The sequence below is a fragment of the Ruegeria sp. SAZA006 genome, from assembly GCF_059613465.1.
The window spans coordinates 483253-500868 of sequence record NZ_JBXWSO010000016.1; the positions used below are offsets into that span (position 1 = coordinate 483253).

Genomic DNA, 17616 nt, shown 5'->3' on the forward strand with positions numbered 1-17616 from the left:
TCCGCTCAGACCTGCTGCGGCACCATATCGTCGGCCGAAATACCGGCCACCGCCACAGGCTTTTTCATCGCGTCGCGGCGGAACGGCTCACCCAGTTCCTGGTTGATCAGGGCTTCGATCAGGGTGGTGATGCCGTTTTTCTGGTCTTCGATGGCCTGGTTCAGGGCGGCGGTCAGCTCGTCCATGGTGCGGGCGACGACACCCTTAAGGCCGCAGGCTTGGGCTATGCCGGCATAGGACACTTTGGTGTCCAGTTCGGTGCCCACGAAGTTGTCGTCGAACCACAGGGTCGAGTTGCGTTTTTCCGCGCCCCACTGGTAGTTGCGGAACACGATCTGCGTCACGGCGGGCCATTCCTCGCGGCCGATGGCGGTCAGCTCGTTTACCGCGATGCCGAAGGCGCCGTCACCGGCAAAACCCACAACGGGCACGTCCGGGCAGCCGATCTTGGCGCCGACGATGGCGGGCAGGCCATATCCGCATGGTCCGAACAGGCCGGGCGCCAGATACTTGCGACCTTCCTCAAAGGACGGGTAGGCGTTGCCGATGGCGCAGTTGTTGCCGATGTCCGAGCTGATGATGGCTTCTTTCGGCAGCGCGGCCTGAATGGCGCGCCAGGCCATGCGGGGGCTCATCCAGTCGGGCTTGGCCGCGCGTGCGCGCTCGTTCCAGCTGGTGCCTGGATCGTCGTCCTCGTGGTCCATACTGCTGAGCTGCTGGGCCCAACGCGATTTCTTTTCGGCAATCTTGGCCTTGCGTTCGGCGCGGCCCTCGTCTCCGGCCGTGTCGCTCAGCTGCGCCAGGATGCCATTCGCCACCTTGGCCGCGTCGCCGACGATACCGACCGAGACCTTCTTGGTCAGGCCGATCCGGTCGGGGTTGATGTCGACCTGGATGATCTTGGCGTCAGCCGGCCAGTATTCCATGCCATAGCCCGGCAGGGTCGAGAACGGGTTCAGGCGGGTGCCGAGGCACAGCACCACGTCGGCTTCCTTGATCAGCTCCATCGCTGCCTTGGACCCGTTGTAGCCCAGCGGGCCGGCAAACAGCGGATGGCTGCCGGGGAAGGCGTCGTTGTGCTGGTAGCCGACGCAAACCGGCGCATCCAGACGCTCGGCCAGGGCCTTCGAGGCCTCGATGCCGCCTTTGGCCAGCACCACGCCCGCTCCGTTCAGGATCACGGGGTTTTTGGCATTCGACAGCAGTTCGGCGGCCTTTGCGACAGCGGTTTCACCGCCTGCGGGACGCTCGAAATCGACAACCGCGGGCAGTTCGACGTCAATGACCTGAGTCCACATGTCACGCGGGATGTTGATCTGGGCCGGGGCGCTGGCGCGCTTGGCCTTCATGATCACGCGGTTCAGAACCTCGGTGACGCGGGATGGATCGCGGACCTCTTCCTGATACGCGACCATGTCTTCGAACAGTTTCATCTGCTCGACTTCCTGGAACCCACCCTGACCGATGGTCTTGTTTGCCGCCTGCGGGGTGACCAGCAGCAGCGGCGTATGGTTCCAATAGGCGGTTTTGACGGCAGTGACGAAGTTGGTGATGCCGGGGCCGTTCTGCGCGATCATCATCGACATCTTGCCGGTGGCGCGGGTGTAGCCGTCGGCCATCATGCCGGCGCTGCCTTCATGAGCGCAGTCCCAGAACATGATCCCGGCCTTGGGGAACAGGTCCGAGATCGGCATCATGGCCGAGCCGATGATCCCGAACGCGTGTTCGATGCCGTGCATCTGCAGAACCTTAACAAAGGCCTCTTCTGTCGTCATTTTCATTTGGACGCTCTCCAAGCAATGGTGGAAACGGTCAGGCGATACGCCTTGGCTTGCCATTGGTTTTGGCGCAACGGGGGCATCTGGGTTAGGGCCAGACACGGCGCCGGAGTAGGTCCAGTGTGGCCTCAGCAGGCCCGGATCGCGGCCGCAACCCGTTCGATTCCCGCGGGTATCCGGTCAGCCGAAATCGAGGAATACCCCAGGCGGTAATAGTTCCTGGGCCGATCCGGCCCCGAGAAGAACGCAGCGCCGGGCTCGATATGAACACTCTGATTCTGCAGCGTTTTCGCGAGTTCCGCCGTGTCGACATGGTCCGGTGCCTTCATCCACATCGACGATCCACCAAAGACGCCGCGCCCGGCCACGGTCAACCCGTTCGCCTCGATCGCGTCCTCGATCGTCTTGCGCCGCTGCATCAGAGCCTTGGACATACGCCGTATCTGGGCGTCATAGTGCCCGAGCGACAGGAAATAGGCCGCCGTTCGCTGGATATGGCCGGGTGGGTGTCGGAAAACGAGCGACCGCAGCGCACGAGCCTCGCGGATGAACGGTTCGGATCCGACCATGTACCCCAGCCGCAACCCCGGGAACAACGACTTGGAAAAGCTGCCCACGTAGATCACACGCCCGTCCTTGTCCAAAGACTTGAGCGCCGGGGACGGGGCACCCAGAAAGGCCATCTCGAACTCATAGTCATCTTCGACGATCATCGCGTCCAGTTCGCGGGCGCGTTTCAATAGGTCGTGACGCCGGGCGACGGGCATTGTCGCGGTTGTCGGACATTGGTGGCTGGGCGTGGTGTAGATCACGTCGGTGCCGTCCGGGATGGACTCGGGCGGCAACCCATCCTTGTCCACCCGCAATGGTGTCATCGAGGCATCCGAGCAGCGCATAAGTTCGTGCAGAGCGTAGTAGCTGGGATCCTCGATCGCAGCCACTCGCCCATGGCCCAGAAGAATGCGCGAGGTCAGCCACAGGGCGTTCTGAGCGCCCAGCGTGATCAGAATTTCCTCGGGCCGAGCGGCGATACCGCGGCGGGGCAACGTGTGGCGAGCGATGAACTCGATCAGCAATGGATCGTCCTGATCCACGTAGTCGCCGGTCAGCGAATCGAAATCCTTGTGGCCAAGGGCCCGAACGGCGCAGAGGCGCCAGTTCGCATGATCAAACAGGGTGCGGTCGGCCTGGCCGTAGATGAACGGATAGCTGTATTCCCGCCAATCCGGTGGCTTGGCCAGAAAATCACCGTCGGAAAAACGGCGGGCCAGTGCGGCGTCCCAGTTGACGGTTTCTTCGCTGCGCTGAACCGGTGTGTATTTCGGCGGCACTGGCGCGTTCTGCGACACGTAGTACCCGGACCGGCCTTTGGCCGTCAGATAGTCATTTGCCAGCAACTCGGTATAGGCCAGCGTCACGGTGATGCGGCTGACACCCAGATGCGCGGCCAATTTGCGCGACGACGGCAGTTTCTCACCGACATGAAAGCGGCCTGACAGGATGCCCTCGGCAATCATCTGCTGGATCTGCGCCTGCAGAGTGCCCTGACCGCCCGGTTTCAGAAAGAAGGTTTCGACCGAAATTCCCATGCCTCGTTATATGTTGGACTTAAATGCAGGGCAATCTGGACTTATGCAGGATCAACGGAAATTTACCCATACGGTTGACACGGGCATAGCTCATCACTAAAAAACTAGAAATCTAGTTTAATGGAGATAACCAAATGTGGGAAAAAGCTGCTGCAGGGTTTTCCGCGATGGGGTCCGAGGCGCGATTGCAGGTGCTCAAGACCCTTGTACGGGCCGGACAGGCGGGTCTGACGGTCGGGGAAATCCAAAGCCGGACTGGGATGGCACCGTCCACCCTGGCTCATCACCTGCGTTTCTTGGCGGCAGGCGGCGTGGTCGAGCAGAAGAAATCCGGGCGGACCACAATCAACCGTGCAAATTTCGATGAATTGAGATCACTGGCGCAGTTCATCCTCAGCGAATGCTGCGCGGATGAATCCAGAAAGGTTGCCAACGATGGCTGAATTGACCCAATCCCCGAAGGCCGTTGGTCAAACCTTGTCCGGTCTGCTGAAGACACCTTGGGCCCTGATCGTGGCGATCCTTGTGCTTGTGGCCAATCTGGACCCAGGCAATTGGGTGAACGTCACGACTTTTGCAGCCAAGGCTCTGGTGCACACCGGTCAGTACATCCTGTTTGCAGTGCTGTTGCTGTCCTACCTCAAGGCCAGCGGGGCCGAGACTATGGTTGCCCGGGCCTTCGAGGGCCGCGAAACCCGGATGATCCTGCTGGCCGCATTGTTTGGCGGGTTGGCTCCGTTCTGCTCTTGCGAGGTGATTCCGTTCATCGCGGGCCTGCTTGCGTTGGGTGCGCCCTTGTCGGCGGTCATGGCCTTCTGGCTGAGCTCGCCGTTGATTGACCCGCCTACGCTGTTGATCACGGCGGGCGCTTTGGGCTGGCCGTTTGCGATCGGCAAAGCCGTTGCAGCCGTGGCACTGGGATTGTTCGGCGGGTTCGCGGTGCGTTTTCTCATGCGTCAGGGTGCCTTTGCCCAACCTCTGCGCCACTATGAACCGGCCGGATGCTGTGGCTGCGGTCCGAAGAAAGACACGCTGCTTTGGCGCTTTTGGCAAGAGCCCGAACGCCGCGCCCGGTTCCGTCGGGAATTCGTGCAGAACGGCCTGTTCCTGCTGAAGTGGCTCGCTCTGGCCTATGTGCTCGAGGCGCTGCTGGTCAGCTATGTTCCGGCTGATCTGATCGCGCGGCTGGTCGGTGGCGACGGTGCCTTGCCGATCGTGATCGCCGCCTTTGTCGGGATGCCGGCCTACCTGAATTCGTATGTCGCGCCGCCGCTTTTGGCCGGCCTAATGGAGCAGGGGATGAGCGCGGGCGCCGCGATGTCGTTCATGATCGCCGGGGCCGTCAGTTCCATTCCGGCCATGGCGGCTGTCTGGTCTCTGGTCAAACCCCGTGTGTTCGCAGCCTACATCGGGCTTGGGATCAGCGGAGCTATTGCAGCCGGGATCCTGTTCCAGCTTTTGTAAGAAGAAAACCGCCCGGAGTATTCTCCGGACGGTTCTGCAAATCAGCTTGCGCCGCAGTTGCTTGGCAATTTGAACCGATAGCGCGGTTCGCCGCTGTCCACGTAAACCCGTTTTTCCACACAGGCCGTGGTTCCGACACTGCGCGCGATCGGCGCCTCGGTCGCGGTGATTGAAGTTGCCGATCCGTCCGGCAATCGAACCGACGCGATGACCCCGTTCTTGAGATCACCATTGATCGGTGTGGCCGACAGCACGGGAACGGTCAGAAACGCTTCGTGTTCGTGTTTCCCATCGCCGCTGAACAGCAGCAGACCGGCAGCTACGGCGATAACGGCCACGCCGCCCAGAATGGCCAGTCCCTTTGTTTTTGCGAAAGCGTAAATCGAAACCGCCCGGTGCGGCCCGAAGATAGACGATAGAATGTTCAGCATGGTCCAGTTCCAAAAAGGCCCCGGTCCATCGGACCGGGGCCAGCACAGTGTCAGTTGCGCAGGTCGTCCTCGTCGTCTTCTTCGGCGCCGCCCTTGGGCAGGTTGAAGAAGCTGTCGGCATCCACCACTGCTTCGTCTTCTTTTTCCTCGTCGCCGTCATCGGACAGCGAGAAGGTTTCCAGCCCCTCGATCGCCGTGGGGATCTTGGGAGCGGCATCCATTTCCAGCGACTGTTCGGTCGAGACCAGCTTGCGGCGCTCGTCATCGCTCATGACGCCACCTTCGGCGGCCTTCTTGGCAGCGGCTTTCTGGACGGCGGCATCCAGTTCCGACTGTTTGCACAGGCCCAGCGCGACCGGGTCGATCGGCTGCATATTGGCGATGTTCCAGTGGGTGCGCTCGCGGATCGACTGGATCGTGGGCTTGGTGGTTCCAACCAGTTTGGCGATCTGGCCATCGGTCAGCTCCGGGTGGAACTTGACCAGCCACAGGATCGAGTTCGGTCGGTCCTGACGCTTGGACAGCGGCGTGTAGCGCGGACCGCGGCGCTTTTCCTCGCCGGCGGCGGCCGGGTTGAACTTGAGCTTCAGCTTGTGCAGCGGATCTTTCTCGGCCTTGTCGATCTCTTCCTGAGTCAGCTGGTTGTTGGCGATCGGGTCGAATCCCTTGACGCCTGCCGCCACATCGCCATCAGCGATGCCTTGCACTTCCAACTCGTGCATGCCCACGAAATCCGCGATCTGCTTGAAGCTGATCGTGGTATTGTCCACCAGCCAAACGGCGGTTGCCTTGGCCATCAGGGGTTTTGCCATCAGCCCGTCTCCTTTGAATACATCTGTCCCGTCGCCGGAATTCGGCGGCCCCGTGGTCTTGGGGCAGGTTTCCGTTGTCGGGGAACTTGGCCCGTATATAGTCGTGCAGATGCAAGAAGGGAAGAGGCGAATGCGCTGGGCGTTATTGGGGCTGCTGGTGTGGACTTTGGGCGCGACGGCCGCGCTGGCCGATGGCGAGAAGTCGGGCGTGTTCGACTATTACGTCCTGTCGCTGAGCTGGTCGCCCAACTGGTGCGCCCGCGAAGGCGACGCGCGCGGATCCGACCAGTGCGATGCGCGCCACGATCACGGCTGGATCCTGCACGGATTGTGGCCGCAATATCACCAGGGCTGGCCGTCCTATTGCCCGACAGCCAAAGCACCTCCGTCCCGCGCGATGACCCGACAGATGGAAGATATTCAAGGCAGTTCGGGCCTGGCCTGGCACCAGTGGAAGAAACACGGCACCTGTTCGGGCCTGTCTGCGGTGGACTATTACGAGCTGTCCCGGCAGGCTTATGAGCGCATTACCCGACCGCCGGTGTTTCGCAAATTGGACAAAGCCGTGAAACTGCCGGCGCGCGTGGTCGAGGATGCCTTCCTCAGTGCCAATCCAGGGCTCGAGCCGGACATGATCACCGTCACTTGCAAGCACGGTTACATCGAAGAAGTGCGCATCTGTCTGTCACGTGATCTGGACCCGGTGCCCTGTGGGCGGGACGTGATCCGGGACTGCACCGCTTCGGATGCGTTGTTCAATCCAATTCGCTAGAGCTTCTTGTTCTGGCAGTCCCGCGCATAGTCCAATGCCTTGGCGGTGCCTTTCAGATCGATCGCCAAAACCCGCTCGCCCGCGGGGTTGTAGATCGTCATCGTCTTGTTCTGGGCGATGGCCGTAACAAAGTTCCGGTCGGTGAAGAACACGGTCGCACCGGGCACCCGATCCTGCTTGAACCCGATGGCTGTGGCGTCAAAGCTCTTGCCGTCCAGCTCGAACCGGATCGGATAGGATTTGCCGGGTTCGATATCGCCCCAGCCCTTGTGGAAAACTGTGAAATAGCCCCGATTGTCCAGCGCATCATAGCCCAGGCGCACCACGGACAGGTCCTGATACACCGTTTGGATCAGGCAGCCGTTGCCCAAATTGGGGTCCATCATGATGTTCCAGCCTTCGACGAACCCCTTGTCGACCAGTTGCTGTGACCAAGCGGAAGTGGCGGTGAAGGCGGCGAAGGTCAGGGCAAGAAGGCGATTCATGGCGGGTTCCGATATCAAATGGGTCAGGCTGGGGCATAGTACACGGTGCGGGGTCGACGGAAAGATCATTCTAGGCCTCGGCTGCAGTGCATGATGATCTATGTGCATGGAACAACACGGCTTTGCCTTGCGGGGCGGGCGCTTGAAACCAGGACGTCGCAAAATACGTCTTGCTCAACAGACCAAGGAGCAAGCCATGCCTCAACATCCAAGAACATTCTCTCACATCGGGTTGTCCGTCCCGAACGTGGACGAAGCTGTGAAATTCTATTCCGAGGTTTTGGGATTTTACGTGATCATGCCGCCAACCGACGTGGTTGAGGATGACACGGACATCGGCGTGATGTGCACGGACGTGTTTGGCCCGAATTGGAAAAAACTGCGTATCGCGCATTTGGCGACCGCCGATCGTATCGGGATCGAGCTTTTTGAGTTTGATGGGAACTACGCGCCGGAAAACAACATCGACTTTCGCAGGAATGGAACGTTCCATTTCTGCGTCCAGGATCCTGATGTCGAAGGCTTGGTGGAAAAAATCGTGGCGGCCGGCGGGAAGCAACGCATGCCTATCCGGTACTACTACCCCGGCGAGAAACCCTACCGCATGGTCTATGTCGAGGATCCGTTTGGCATCGTCTTCGAGATCTACAGCCATTCCTATGAATTGACCTACTCTTCGGGTGCCTACACCTGACCGATGGGTCAAGCCGTACCTTGCAATCGAGGCGGGGCGAGAGCGTGCTGCATGCAGGCAGCACGCGTCGGCTACAGTTCTTTACGCGCCCGCAGCGCCGCGGTGATCGTCCCGTCATCCAGATAGTCCAGCTCGCCCCCGATCGGCACGCCCTGCGCCAGCGAGGTCAGACGGACCCGACCTTCCAGCTGATCGGCAATGTAATGAGCCGTGGTCTGGCCGTCGACGGTGGCGTTCAGGGCCAAGATCACTTCGGTGATGTTTTCGGCGGTCACCCGGTCGCGCAGGCGGGGGATGCGCAGGTCATCCGGGCCGACGCCGTCCAAAGCCGAGAGCGTTCCGCCCAGCACGTGGTAACGGCCCTTGAACACGCCCGCGCGTTCCATCGCCCACAGGTCGGCCACGTCCTCGACCACGCACAGCTCTCCGGTGGCACGGTCTTCGGAATTGCAGATGTCGCAGATGTCGGTGGTGCCCACGTTGCCGCAGTTCAGGCATTCGCGCGCGGTGGCGGCGACCTGCTGCATAGCGTCCGACAAAGGCGTCAGCAGCAGGGCGCGTTTGCGGATCAGGTGCAGTACCGCCCGCCGGGCCGAGCGCGGGCCCAGCCCCGGCAGCTTGGCCATCAGGTCGATCAGGGCGTCGATTTCACTGTTCGAACTCATGGCCAGTCCTGCGTGGCTTTGGCAGCGGGGGGTTGAAGGGCGGAGATCAGAACGGCAGCTTGATGTCCGCCGGCAGACCCATGCTTTCGGTCAGCTTGGCCATTTCTTCCTGTGACCGCTCGGCCGCCTTGGTCTGCGCATCCTTGATGGCGGCCAGGATCAAGTCCTCGACCACTTCCTTGTCGTCGCTGTTGAAAATCGAGGGGTCGATGTCCAGACCTTTCAGCTCGCCCTTGGCCGAGGCCGTGGCCTTGACCAGGCCCGCGCCGGATTCGCCGACGACCATGATGGTGTTCAGCTCTTCCTGCATCTGCGCCATCTTGGTCTGCAGTTCCTGCGCGGATTTCATCATCTTGGCCATGTCGCCCAGACCACCGAGTCCTTTGAGCATCTGTATGTCTCCTGTCATTCGATTTGCGGCCTAAATACGGGCCGTCTGCGTCCTTCACAAGGGCAGCGCGCCTTCTGCGCGGATGATCAGTCTTCCTCGAACGGGTCCCATTCGTCTTCGACCTCGGGCAGGGCTTCGGTTTCGACCTTGGCCGCACGGTCCTCGGGGGTTTCGATCCGTGTGATGCGGGCCTTGGGGAACTGAGTCAGAACCGCCTGCACCAGAGGGTGTCCTTCGGCCTTGGCCTTCAGCGCCAGCTCGGCCGCGTCGCGCAGTTCGGCGATGGTGGGGGCGTCGCCGTCCGAGACGATCGAGACCGCCCAGCGATTGCTGGTCCAGCGCTGCAGCGCGGACCCGAGCCGCGCGGCCAGGTCGGTAGGGGCCTTTTCGGTGGGCGTGAATTCGATCCGGCCCGGCTGATACGAGACGAGGCGGACGCCGTTCTCGACCTCGACCAGCAGTTTCACGTCACGGTTGGCGCGGATCAGCTCGACCACATGCTCGAATGTTGGATAACGCGCCAGTGCGGTCTGCACGTCCTGGGCCAACGCCGCCGTGGGCGCGCCGCCCGCACCGCGCGGGGCCGGCGCATGGGCCGAGGCCGTCGCGGTCACGGGCGGGGCGCTGTTTCCGGCGACCGGAACGCCGCCCCCCGGCCCGCCGACGGGCGGCGGAGGGCTGTCCTGAAGGCGCTTGATCAACTCTTCCGGGCTGGGCAGATCTGCCACATGGGTCAGACGGATCACCGCCATTTCCGCGGCCATCATGGCGTTGGGGGCGGCCGAGACTTCCTCGAGTGCCTTCAGCAGCATCTGCCACATCCGGGTCAGCACCCGCATCGGCAGCGCCTCGGCCATCTGCTGGCCGCGGGTGCGCTCGTCTGGTGAGACGGTCGGGTCTTCGGCCGCGTCAGGGGTGATCTTCACCACCGAGACCCAATGCGTGATTTCTGCCAGATCGCGCAGCACCGCCAGCGGGTCGGCGCCCTCGGCATATTGCGCGCCCAGTTCGGTCAAGGCCCCGGCCGCATCGCCACGCAGGATCATGTCCATCAGGTCAAGAACGCGGCCCCGGTCGGCCAGTCCCAGCATCGCGCGCACCTGATCGGCAGTGGTTTCGCCGGCGCCATGGCTGATCGCCTGATCCAGCAGCGAGGTCGCATCCCGGGCCGAGCCTTCTGCGGCGCGGGTGATCAGGGCCAGCGCGTCATCCGAGATTTCCGCGCCTTCGGCGGTGGCAATCTTGCGCAGCAGGCCGATCATCACTTCGGGCTCGATCCGGCGCAGGTCGAACCGTTGGCAGCGCGACAGCACGGTGACCGGAACCTTGCGGATCTCGGTCGTGGCAAAGATGAACTTTACGTGTTCGGGCGGTTCCTCCAGCGTTTTCAGCAGCGCGTTGAAGGCGCTGGTCGACAGCATGTGGACTTCGTCGATGATGTAGATCTTGTAGCGCGCGCTGGCGGCGCGATAGCGCACGCTGTCGATGATCTCGCGGATGTCGCCCACGCCGGTGCGGCTGGCGGCGTCCATTTCCAGCACGTCCACATGGCGACCTTCCATGATGGCCACGCAATGCTCGCACTGGCCGCAGGGTTCGGTCGTTGGGCCGCCATTGCCGTCGGGGCCGATGCAGTTCATGCCCTTGGCGATGATCCGGGCCGTGGTCGTCTTGCCGGTGCCGCGGATGCCGGTCATGATGAAGGCCTGCGCGATCCGGTCCGCCTCGAACGCGTTTTTCAGCGTGCGCACCATGGCATCCTGACCGACCAGGTCGGCAAAGGTTTCCGGGCGGTATTTTCGGGCGAGAACCTGATAGGCGGGGCTGGACTGTGTGGTCATGTCTGCTCTGACGGATTCGTACTGACGATGCAGGGTAGAGTTCCCGGTGCCCCGCGTCCACAGCGCCGGTGCAGGTTTTTCGCTTTGGCGAGCGCGCGGTGTGAGGCATACTGCGCGGATCAAGTTCAATCAGCCAGTTTCGGGGGGAACGTCTGATGACAAATCTTGTGGTTCATGCATTGCAGGTGGGTGGCGGCACGCTGGCCCTGACCTCGGTTCCCGGCGGTGGCGGCGACTATGAAGGAGACCTGGACCTGATTTCAGCCTGGGCGCCGGGGCTGGTGATTTCGATGACAACCCTTGCCGAACTGGTTTCTGTGGGTGCAGGCGAATTGGGCTGTGACATTCATCGGCGCGCCTGTCGGTGGGCGCATCTGCCGGTCGCCGACTTCTCGGCGCCGTCGACCGAGATATCCGGCCGCTGGCCCGAAGTCAGTGCCGCCGCCCGCCATGCGCTGTCGGGCGGCGGGCGGGTACTGGTTCACTGCCGGGGCGGTTGTGGGCGGTCGGGCATGGTTGTTCTGCGCTTGATGATCGAAAGCGGCGAGCAGCCGGAACAGGCCCTGAAACGCCTGCGGGCCGTACGCCCCTGCGCGGTCGAAACCGATGCTCAGATGGACTGGGCCGTCGCCCCGGCGCGCGAGGCACTGGCGACCTGACCTTCAGGCGGTTGCGCGGAACTCGCGCTCGGCCCTGACCACGGGCATGATCGCCGTGGCCTGCAGCATCGCACAGGGTCGATCACCGATGACCTGTGCGGGCAGGGCGTCGCTCTGGTTGTCAAACAGCATGTCGGCATAGGTTTCAAGACAGTCGGACGGGGTATCGGCGGCCGCTCCGCAATACACGCGGATCCGTTCGGGACGTGCATCGAACCGCGCCGTGCAGCCATGTTCGCAATGGGCCAGTTCGCTGCTGCCTTCCACTTGGAAGTCGGGGGATGTAGCGGCCTGCGCCGTCGCCATTGCCTGCGCGATTGCCCGTGCCATGCGCGCCAATGCCGGGCAGGTCTTTCCGGTGCGCTGGCAGATGGTTGCCGCGAATTCATGGGTATCGGTCTTCCAAATCATGTTGCGCCCTCCGCGCGCTGGGCGGGGTGGATTTGGACAGACGCCGGTTTCAAGGCCAGACCCTGCCCGGACACCCCGTCCGAGTTTCGGTTTCACGTGTGATGGCAGGTCTCCTGACTTGCGGGTCTTTGCTTTGCCGACCTTCCCAACCTTTCGGTCAGTGGTATTTCGGCATCGCTCTCCGCCTACAGTTGCGGGGGCAGTCGCGGCCTTGGTCCGCTCCGGAGTTCCGGGTTGGACCGCACCGTGTTCCCTTTTCATCCCGGACCGAAACGGTACGGGAACCATCCCCTCATCGCTAGCGGTGTATCCGGGATCGAGTCAAGACGGTTTCAGCCCGGTTGCCGGAGTGTGTCCCAAGGGAACAGATCAGGCAGTCTGCGCAGCACATTCGAATCCCTGCGGGCACGCGCCAATTGCCAGCCGCCCTGCATTACGATGAACAGGGTGTCCGCAGCATTTTCAGGGTCGGAAACTCCGAACCGCGCGGCGTGGTTTCGAACTTCGATGATCCAGCTTTCATACAGACGGTCGGCATGTTCCCGAAACGCGCGGTTGTCGGGGCTTTCGAACAGGGTGGCGGCGATGGGGCAGGTCTCCCACTGGGCCGAGGTGTCGAATAGCTTCGCGATTTTGTGGCACAGGGTGGTGACCCCGTCGCGAAAACCCGCGGCGTCGTCGAATGCCGCAGCGATCATGTTCAACATCCCGTCCGAGGCCCAACTGGCCGCCGCCAGGGCCAGATCCGGCTTGCCCTTTGGAAAATGGTGATACAGCGAACCCTTGGGGGCCTGCGCTTCGGCCAGCAATTCCGCCAGACCGACACCGTTATAGCCCGAGCGCTGGAACAGTTTGGCGGCAGTCACGATCAGGCGATCTTTGGTGTTTGGTGGACGTTGGGTCATGCAGGCCGAATATTGACAGCCCTAGACCAAATGGTCCAGACACAAAGTATTAGACCGATCGGTCCAGAGTGTTTGGAGGCAAAGATGTTGGATTCGCAGCACGCGGTTGACGTGGAAGACTTTCAGTTTCCGTCGGGCCAGACCCAGCTGGCGGCGCGGCTTTACGCTCCGGCGGTCGAGCCGCAAACCGTTGTTGTGCTGAACGGCGCAACAGGAGTGCCACGTGACTACTATCAGCACTTTGCTCGCTGGCTGGCCGCCGAGCGCGGTATGGCTTGCCTGACATATGATTACCGGGATTTCGAGCATTCGCTGACAGGGCGGCTGAAAGACTCGAAGGCCACGATGGCGGACTGGGCGCTGATCGACATGCCCGCAGCGCGTGCCGAGATGCGCCGTCGATACCCGCAGGCAAAACTGTGGGTGATCGGGCATTCGGTCGGTGGAATGCTGGGTCCGCTGCAACCGGAAATCGAACAGATCGACCGGATGATCTGTGTGTGCGCAGGTTTGGTGACGGTGGCCGATCACCCGTGGCCCTACAAGGGCTTGGCGACTTTGTTCTGGTATGGCCATGTGCCACCTCTGGTGCATCTGCTGGGGTACCTGCCAGGGAAACTACTGGGATTCGGAGCCGACTTGCCGGCTGGCGTCTATTGGCAATGGCGCAAGTGGTGCACATCGCCCACCAGCTATCTGCCCGAATTGGGAGACACGCTTCCCCAAGCGGATTGGAGCCGGGCGAACGCCACGGTGGATATCATTGCGTTTGAGGATGACCAGACAGTGCCACCACCCGCCGTCTGGCGGCTGGCTGAACTCTATGGTCCGACCGCCCGTCGGCACTTGTTGGAGCCCAAGGATTTCGGACTGTCCGAAATCGGTCATATCGGCGCCTTCGCCCGCCGCAGCAGTGCCGTTTGGCCGCGATTGATCGCCTGACCCGCCCGTAAGCGCGGTTTTCAGGAACAACGACGAAATGCAGAGGTTGGATTGACCCGGCCGAATACGCGGCGCGGCGTCAAGTGAGAGGTTGGACATCGACCCAAGCGGGGCTCGTTGTGGCTGCTTCCTTCCGGACCTGACCAGGTTGGCGAGGCGCTTGCCCGCGCCAACCTCTCGACCGCCGATATAGGCATCACGCAGCCGCTTGGCAACCCGTCACAAAGACAGGCGTATCCGAAGAAACCCGCGCGCGTCCTGCCCGTCGGTGGTGGCTGCAAAGTGGTCCAGCTCGTGCAGGTAGTTCGCTGCGCTTGGCCCGGTCTTCAGAATCACGGACCGGCCCGCCTGCGGAACAAAGGAAAAGCTTTGGGCGGTGTTTTCCAACGGATCCGGACCCAATCGTCCCGCCAGGTAGTCGCGCAAGATACCCTGGAGGCTCAGCGGCGGCACCGGGATCAGGCGAGCCGGGTCTGGGACGGGAAAGTTGCCGCCGCCATTGGCTCGGTAGCTGTTTGATGCAACGACGAATTGTTCATCCGGATCGACGGGGCGGCCCTGAAAGGCAAGATCGCGCAGGCGGGAATGGGACGTGTCGATCAACTGGCCGCTTAATTCATATCGTGCGGGCTGGGTCAGATCGAACCTGTAGGTCACCCCATGCAGCACGTCGAAATTGTGCCCGGTGCCTTCGGGGTTGATCAGAACCTGCTCGTCGCTGTCGCCAAGTTGGGAAAACTGGGCAGCCGACATCTCCAGCCACTCGGCGATCTGGCGGCCATCCAGCAGCATGGCGGCCAGTTGGTTTGGGAACACATGCAAGTCCGAGACATGCCGTACGGTGACATCGCCAGCCGGAACTTCGGTGTAGTGCCGTGGTCCGGCCCGGCCTCCGAATTTCGAAGGTGCGGCTGCGGACAGAACTGGGAGGGTTTCAAAGGCCGTTCCGGCCAGAACCGGTCGCAGGGCTGCCGCCTGTGCTGCGGCGACCAAATTCAGCCCCTGATCCACCCCGCAAAAGGTGAAATAGCTGTGCAGGGTACGATTGATCCGGCCCACCGGCTGGGCAGCGGCTTTGCGGGTCGCCTTGTGGGCGGCGGCAAAAAGTTCGACCATCTCAGGGTCTTCAGGAACGACCCGAGCGCCGGTTTCAGCCCCGCCCGGGCAGATCGCGCGCAGATGCGCGCTGTGACCAACAATTTTCGCTTCTCCCGCGGCGTTCATAGCAAGCGTGAGGTCGATCACCCCCAAATGCGACCCCGCTGATCCGGGCATGACCACGGGTCTGGCCTGCTGCGGGTTACCATCGCTTGGGTCGGGCAGTGTCAGGTGCGTGTGTCCGGCCACGATTGCATCAATACCGTCCAGAGCAGAAAGCTGTGTGACCACATTTTCCGACATCGGCGCGGCGTCGGGCTCGCCTAGGCCGGAATGTGCAAGGGCCACAATCAGGTCACAGCCCTGACGACGCAAATTCTCCGCCATCCGGCGCGCCGTGGCGACGGCATCCTCGGCTGCAACCTGGCCTTCCAATTGTGGTGCTTCCCACTTCACCGTCTGCGGCGGCAGGATCGAGAAAACGCCAATTCGGACAGGAATGCTTTGGCCGTTGGCGTGGACATGACGGGTCAGGATGGCCTGTTTCTGCCAAGGCGCAACCCCGGTCAGACACCGCATGTTGCTGCACAAAACCGGGCAAGGTGCCCGAGAAACGATCCGGCCCAGAGCTGGCAGACCAAAGCCGAAATCGTGGTTCCCCAGCGCAATTGCGTCGTAGCCCAAGCGCCCAAAGGCTGACATCAACGGGTGGGTCGCGTCGGTCTGCGCGACCGCCCAGTCACCCAGAAGTGTCCCCTGAAGGGAATCGCCGTTGTCGAACAACAGGACAGTTGCATTCGCCTCTTCCGCCTCTTGACGTGCAGAGCGGATCAAACTGGCGGTTCGGGTGAAGCCCACACTTGGTTCCGGCCGGTCCGCATAATAGTCGAAACTGCTCAGATTCATGTGCAGATCGGTCGTTGCAAGAATCCGGATGTGCGCGGTTTTCAAGTGGGGATGTGCCTGAAGCAGGGAGGATTTCAGAGCCAATTTTCTTCTTTTAGGTGCTGTTGTGCATACGTTTTCACTTAAAGGTAGAATACAGGTAATCGTCAGGGCTTCCATGCGTCCTTTGCGACAACGATGCTTTTTGCGAGTGTGAATTCCCATTGCACCAGTGCCCAAGTCGTGGCAGCCCTTGTGCAAATTCCAAAGGGACAGGCATGAAACGGGCGGAAAGCGTGACATTTGGCGGCTCTGGACTGGACCGGGCGGCGCAGATCCGTACCGATGCCAGAGCTTTGGAGGCAGCACGGTCCGATACCACGGCGCGGTGCATCCTGATGTGGCGGGGCAAACCGCTGGTCATGGGCGAAGCGTTGGACCAGTTGGCCTTGGTTCCGATGGACCACGATCTGGTTACGAACGGACCCGGCGGGGCGATCGACCAACCGATCTTGCTGGGGCGCAGTGATGCGGGTGCGCCGCTGTTTGCAATGGACATTTCGAATTGGTCTGCCGACGGGTTGGACCTGTCGGGCGTTGGAGCGTTCGTGGACCGAACCGAACAACAGCATCCGGGGCTGCCCGTGGGCCACGTGTTCGCCGAGCTTCGTCGGATCATGACCCGGCTGTCGGCCCGGGACGCCGAATTGGCAGCCACCGCCAAGGCCGTGATCGGCTGGCACGAGACGCACAGGTTTTGCGCGCGCTGCGGCAACCCGACCAACATTTCACAGGCCGGGTGGCAACGGCTGTGCCCGGCCTGTGGCGGGCAGCACTTTCCACGCACCGATCCGGTGGTGATCATGTTGGTCACGCATGGTGATTCTGTCCTGATGGGCAGATCTCCGGGGTGGCCCGACGGTATGTATTCACTGCTGGCCGGTTTCGTCGAACCGGGCGAAACCCTTGAGGCCGCCGTGCGACGCGAGGTCATTGAGGAGGCCGGAGTTCCGGTCGGACCCGTCAGCTATCTGGCAAGTCAACCCTGGCCATTTCCGTCGTCGCTGATGTTCGGGTGTGCAGCGCAGGCGCTGTCCCGCGAGATCACGATCGACCCGGTCGAGATCGAGGACGCGATGTGGGTCACCAAATCCGAGATGATGCAGGCTTTTGCAGGCGAGCACCCCAAGCTTCTGCCGGCGCGGAAGGGGGCAATCGCGCATTTTCTTTTGCGTAACTGGCTTGCAGATACGCTGGACTGACGAAACACTAACACCCTGACCGAGCAGAAAAGGCCGACATGCAGGTTTCAGCACGCGAAGATATCCAGGCGCCGATCGATGCGGTGTTCGACATGGTCGCGGATTTCGAACGGTTCGAGCGCATGGCGATGCGCCGCGGTGTCGAGGTTCGACGCACCGTCGAGATGCCGGGTCACTGGGTCGGGTCGTGCTGGGAAGCCGATATCATGATCCGTGGCAAGCCTCGCCACGTCGCGGTCGAGGTGGCCGAGTTCGATCGCCCCACAGCCATGCGGTTTCGATCGACCAGCAAGGGGATGAACGGCCTGACCACGATTGATTTTCTGTCGCTGTCGCAAAAGCAGACGCGGCTGAGCATCGAGATGTCACTGGCGGCCAAGACCTTGCCTGCGCGTCTGCTTCTGCAGTCGTTGAAGCTGGGCAAGGCCAGATTCCGACGCCAGTTCCAGATGCGACTGAGCGACTTTGCGCGCGAAATGGAAGAACGCTATCTGCACGGGGCTTGAGAGCCGGCGTTTGACCGGCCTCAAGC

19 protein-coding genes, 1 other RNA gene and 1 riboswitch are annotated in these 17616 nt (G+C 62.0%); of the genes, 8 read left to right on the forward strand and 12 right to left on the reverse strand.

The window, feature by feature from the left end:
• Positions 1-5: 5 nt before the first annotated feature.
• The gene (gene xsc / locus AC2FNZ_RS17545) at positions 6-1781 is read right to left on the reverse strand and encodes a sulfoacetaldehyde acetyltransferase (RefSeq protein WP_093964302.1); all 1776 of its coding nucleotides are present in this window, start codon (positions 1779-1781) and stop codon (positions 6-8) included.
• Between the two features lie 125 nt (positions 1782-1906).
• Complete coding sequence (gene pdxR / locus AC2FNZ_RS17550) at positions 1907-3367, reverse strand: MocR-like pyridoxine biosynthesis transcription factor PdxR (protein ID WP_496841412.1); 1461 nt, start codon at positions 3365-3367, stop codon at positions 1907-1909.
• Positions 3368-3501: 134 nt separating this feature from the next.
• Between pdxR and AC2FNZ_RS17555 the strand changes: the two genes are divergently transcribed.
• Both AC2FNZ_RS17555 and AC2FNZ_RS17560 read left to right on the forward strand, forming a co-directional pair.
• Positions 3502-3810: an ArsR/SmtB family transcription factor gene (locus tag AC2FNZ_RS17555; RefSeq protein WP_496841413.1), complete on the forward strand. Its 309-nt coding sequence runs from the start codon at positions 3502-3504 to the stop codon at positions 3808-3810.
• Positions 3803-4831 (forward strand): permease, encoded by a 1029-nt coding sequence (locus tag AC2FNZ_RS17560; protein WP_496841414.1) that lies wholly within the window; start codon positions 3803-3805, stop codon positions 4829-4831. Before AC2FNZ_RS17555 ends, AC2FNZ_RS17560 begins: the two co-directional genes overlap by 8 nt.
• 41 nt (positions 4832-4872) lie before the next feature.
• Here AC2FNZ_RS17560 and AC2FNZ_RS17565 read toward each other — a convergent pair whose 3' ends face one another.
• Together AC2FNZ_RS17565 and AC2FNZ_RS17570 are read right to left on the reverse strand one after the other, a co-directional pair.
• Complete coding sequence (locus tag AC2FNZ_RS17565) at positions 4873-5262, reverse strand: hypothetical protein (RefSeq protein ID WP_093964306.1); 390 nt, start codon at positions 5260-5262, stop codon at positions 4873-4875.
• A 50-nt stretch (positions 5263-5312) separates the two neighbouring features.
• Positions 5313-6074 carry a DUF1013 domain-containing protein gene (locus AC2FNZ_RS17570; protein WP_093964307.1) on the reverse strand — a complete coding sequence of 254 codons (762 nt, stop codon included), beginning with the start codon at positions 6072-6074 and terminating at the stop codon, positions 5313-5315.
• 130 nt (positions 6075-6204) lie between these two features.
• On the opposite strand from AC2FNZ_RS17570, the gene AC2FNZ_RS17575 reads away from it, so the two are divergent.
• Complete coding sequence (locus AC2FNZ_RS17575; protein ID WP_496841415.1) at positions 6205-6846, forward strand: ribonuclease T2 family protein; 642 nt, start codon at positions 6205-6207, stop codon at positions 6844-6846.
• Here AC2FNZ_RS17575 and AC2FNZ_RS17580 read toward each other — a convergent pair.
• Positions 6843-7331: a hypothetical protein gene (locus tag AC2FNZ_RS17580; protein ID WP_496841416.1), complete on the reverse strand. Its 489-nt coding sequence runs from the start codon at positions 7329-7331 to the stop codon at positions 6843-6845. The two genes, AC2FNZ_RS17575 and AC2FNZ_RS17580, sit on opposite strands and share 4 nt — an antisense overlap.
• Positions 7332-7527: 196 nt before the next feature.
• Here AC2FNZ_RS17580 and AC2FNZ_RS17585 point away from each other — a divergent pair, with 196 nt between their 5' ends.
• The gene (locus AC2FNZ_RS17585; RefSeq protein WP_093964418.1) at positions 7528-8025 is read left to right on the forward strand and encodes a lactoylglutathione lyase family protein; all 498 of its coding nucleotides are present in this window, start codon (positions 7528-7530) and stop codon (positions 8023-8025) included.
• Between the two features lie 71 nt (positions 8026-8096).
• Here the strand turns inward: AC2FNZ_RS17585 and recR are convergent, their stop codons facing one another.
• The 3 genes from recR to AC2FNZ_RS17600 all read right to left on the reverse strand — a co-directional run bounded on the left by recR (position 8097) and on the right by AC2FNZ_RS17600 (position 10922).
• On the reverse strand, positions 8097-8690 hold the full coding sequence (gene recR / locus AC2FNZ_RS17590) for a recombination mediator RecR (protein WP_496841417.1): 594 nt from the start codon (positions 8688-8690) through the stop codon (positions 8097-8099).
• A gap of 46 nt (positions 8691-8736) precedes the next feature.
• Complete coding sequence (locus AC2FNZ_RS17595) at positions 8737-9081, reverse strand: YbaB/EbfC family nucleoid-associated protein (protein ID WP_005980576.1); 345 nt, start codon at positions 9079-9081, stop codon at positions 8737-8739.
• An 86-nt stretch (positions 9082-9167) separates the two neighbouring features.
• Positions 9168-10922 carry a DNA polymerase III subunit gamma/tau gene (locus AC2FNZ_RS17600; protein ID WP_496841418.1) on the reverse strand — a complete coding sequence of 585 codons (1755 nt, stop codon included), beginning with the start codon at positions 10920-10922 and terminating at the stop codon, positions 9168-9170.
• Positions 10923-11077: 155 nt separating this feature from the next.
• On the opposite strand from AC2FNZ_RS17600, the gene AC2FNZ_RS17605 reads away from it, so the two are divergent.
• A complete protein-coding gene (locus AC2FNZ_RS17605; protein WP_093964312.1) occupies positions 11078-11581 on the forward strand; it encodes a protein-tyrosine phosphatase family protein in 504 nt (167 codons plus the stop codon).
• 3 nt (positions 11582-11584) lie between these two features.
• Here the strand turns inward: AC2FNZ_RS17605 and AC2FNZ_RS17610 are convergent, their stop codons facing one another.
• A complete protein-coding gene (locus AC2FNZ_RS17610; RefSeq protein WP_496841419.1) occupies positions 11585-11992 on the reverse strand; it encodes a hypothetical protein in 408 nt (135 codons plus the stop codon).
• An 86-nt stretch (positions 11993-12078) separates the two neighbouring features.
• Positions 12079-12296, reverse strand: a riboswitch (cobalamin riboswitch).
• 28 nt (positions 12297-12324) lie between these two features.
• Positions 12325-12858 (reverse strand): TetR/AcrR family transcriptional regulator, encoded by a 534-nt coding sequence (locus tag AC2FNZ_RS17615; protein ID WP_496841420.1) that lies wholly within the window; start codon positions 12856-12858, stop codon positions 12325-12327.
• Between the two features lie 123 nt (positions 12859-12981).
• On the opposite strand from AC2FNZ_RS17615, the gene AC2FNZ_RS17620 reads away from it, so the two are divergent.
• Positions 12982-13839: an alpha/beta hydrolase family protein gene (locus tag AC2FNZ_RS17620; RefSeq protein WP_496841421.1), complete on the forward strand. Its 858-nt coding sequence runs from the start codon at positions 12982-12984 to the stop codon at positions 13837-13839.
• 81 nt (positions 13840-13920) lie between these two features.
• Here AC2FNZ_RS17620 and ffs read toward each other — a convergent pair.
• Both ffs and AC2FNZ_RS17630 read right to left on the reverse strand, forming a co-directional pair.
• An RNA gene (ffs, locus tag AC2FNZ_RS17625) (signal recognition particle sRNA small type) lies at positions 13921-14019 on the reverse strand.
• Positions 14020-14058: 39 nt separating this feature from the next.
• Complete coding sequence (locus tag AC2FNZ_RS17630) at positions 14059-15927, reverse strand: bifunctional 2',3'-cyclic-nucleotide 2'-phosphodiesterase/3'-nucleotidase (protein ID WP_496841422.1); 1869 nt, start codon at positions 15925-15927, stop codon at positions 14059-14061.
• A 173-nt stretch (positions 15928-16100) separates the two neighbouring features.
• Here AC2FNZ_RS17630 and nudC point away from each other — a divergent pair, with 173 nt between their 5' ends.
• Together nudC and AC2FNZ_RS17640 are read left to right on the forward strand one after the other, a co-directional pair.
• Positions 16101-17084, forward strand: coding sequence for an NAD(+) diphosphatase (gene nudC / locus AC2FNZ_RS17635; protein ID WP_496834340.1), 984 nt, complete (start codon positions 16101-16103; stop codon positions 17082-17084).
• 38 nt (positions 17085-17122) lie between these two features.
• Positions 17123-17590 carry an SRPBCC family protein gene (locus tag AC2FNZ_RS17640; RefSeq protein WP_093964318.1) on the forward strand — a complete coding sequence of 156 codons (468 nt, stop codon included), beginning with the start codon at positions 17123-17125 and terminating at the stop codon, positions 17588-17590.
• Positions 17591-17616: the final 26 nt, after the last annotated feature.

Excerpts from the sequence above, each read along its gene's own strand:
- xsc (WP_093964302.1), bottom strand. The coding sequence starts at position 1,781 with ATGAAAATGACGACAGAAGAGGCCTTTGTTAAGGTTCTGCAGATGCAC.
- AC2FNZ_RS17595 (WP_005980576.1), bottom strand. The coding sequence starts at position 9,081 with ATGCTCAAAGGACTCGGTGGTCTGGGCGACATGGCCAAGATGATGAAA.
- AC2FNZ_RS17605 (WP_093964312.1), top strand. The coding sequence starts at position 11,078 with ATGACAAATCTTGTGGTTCATGCATTGCAGGTGGGTGGCGGCACGCTG.
- AC2FNZ_RS17570 (WP_093964307.1), bottom strand. The coding sequence starts at position 6,074 with ATGGCAAAACCCCTGATGGCCAAGGCAACCGCCGTTTGGCTGGTGGAC.
- AC2FNZ_RS17565 (WP_093964306.1), bottom strand. The coding sequence starts at position 5,262 with ATGCTGAACATTCTATCGTCTATCTTCGGGCCGCACCGGGCGGTTTCG.
- pdxR (WP_496841412.1), bottom strand. The coding sequence starts at position 3,367 with ATGGGAATTTCGGTCGAAACCTTCTTTCTGAAACCGGGCGGTCAGGGC.
- AC2FNZ_RS17620 (WP_496841421.1), top strand. The coding sequence starts at position 12,982 with ATGTTGGATTCGCAGCACGCGGTTGACGTGGAAGACTTTCAGTTTCCG.
- AC2FNZ_RS17585 (WP_093964418.1), top strand. The coding sequence starts at position 7,528 with ATGCCTCAACATCCAAGAACATTCTCTCACATCGGGTTGTCCGTCCCG.
- recR (WP_496841417.1), bottom strand. The coding sequence starts at position 8,690 with ATGAGTTCGAACAGTGAAATCGACGCCCTGATCGACCTGATGGCCAAG.
- nudC (WP_496834340.1), top strand. The coding sequence starts at position 16,101 with ATGAAACGGGCGGAAAGCGTGACATTTGGCGGCTCTGGACTGGACCGG.
- AC2FNZ_RS17640 (WP_093964318.1), top strand. The coding sequence starts at position 17,123 with ATGCAGGTTTCAGCACGCGAAGATATCCAGGCGCCGATCGATGCGGTG.
- AC2FNZ_RS17560 (WP_496841414.1), top strand. The coding sequence starts at position 3,803 with ATGGCTGAATTGACCCAATCCCCGAAGGCCGTTGGTCAAACCTTGTCC.
- AC2FNZ_RS17580 (WP_496841416.1), bottom strand. The coding sequence starts at position 7,331 with ATGAATCGCCTTCTTGCCCTGACCTTCGCCGCCTTCACCGCCACTTCC.
- AC2FNZ_RS17555 (WP_496841413.1), top strand. The coding sequence starts at position 3,502 with ATGTGGGAAAAAGCTGCTGCAGGGTTTTCCGCGATGGGGTCCGAGGCG.
- AC2FNZ_RS17600 (WP_496841418.1), bottom strand. The coding sequence starts at position 10,922 with ATGACCACACAGTCCAGCCCCGCCTATCAGGTTCTCGCCCGAAAATAC.
- AC2FNZ_RS17575 (WP_496841415.1), top strand. The coding sequence starts at position 6,205 with ATGCGCTGGGCGTTATTGGGGCTGCTGGTGTGGACTTTGGGCGCGACG.
- AC2FNZ_RS17610 (WP_496841419.1), bottom strand. The coding sequence starts at position 11,992 with ATGATTTGGAAGACCGATACCCATGAATTCGCGGCAACCATCTGCCAG.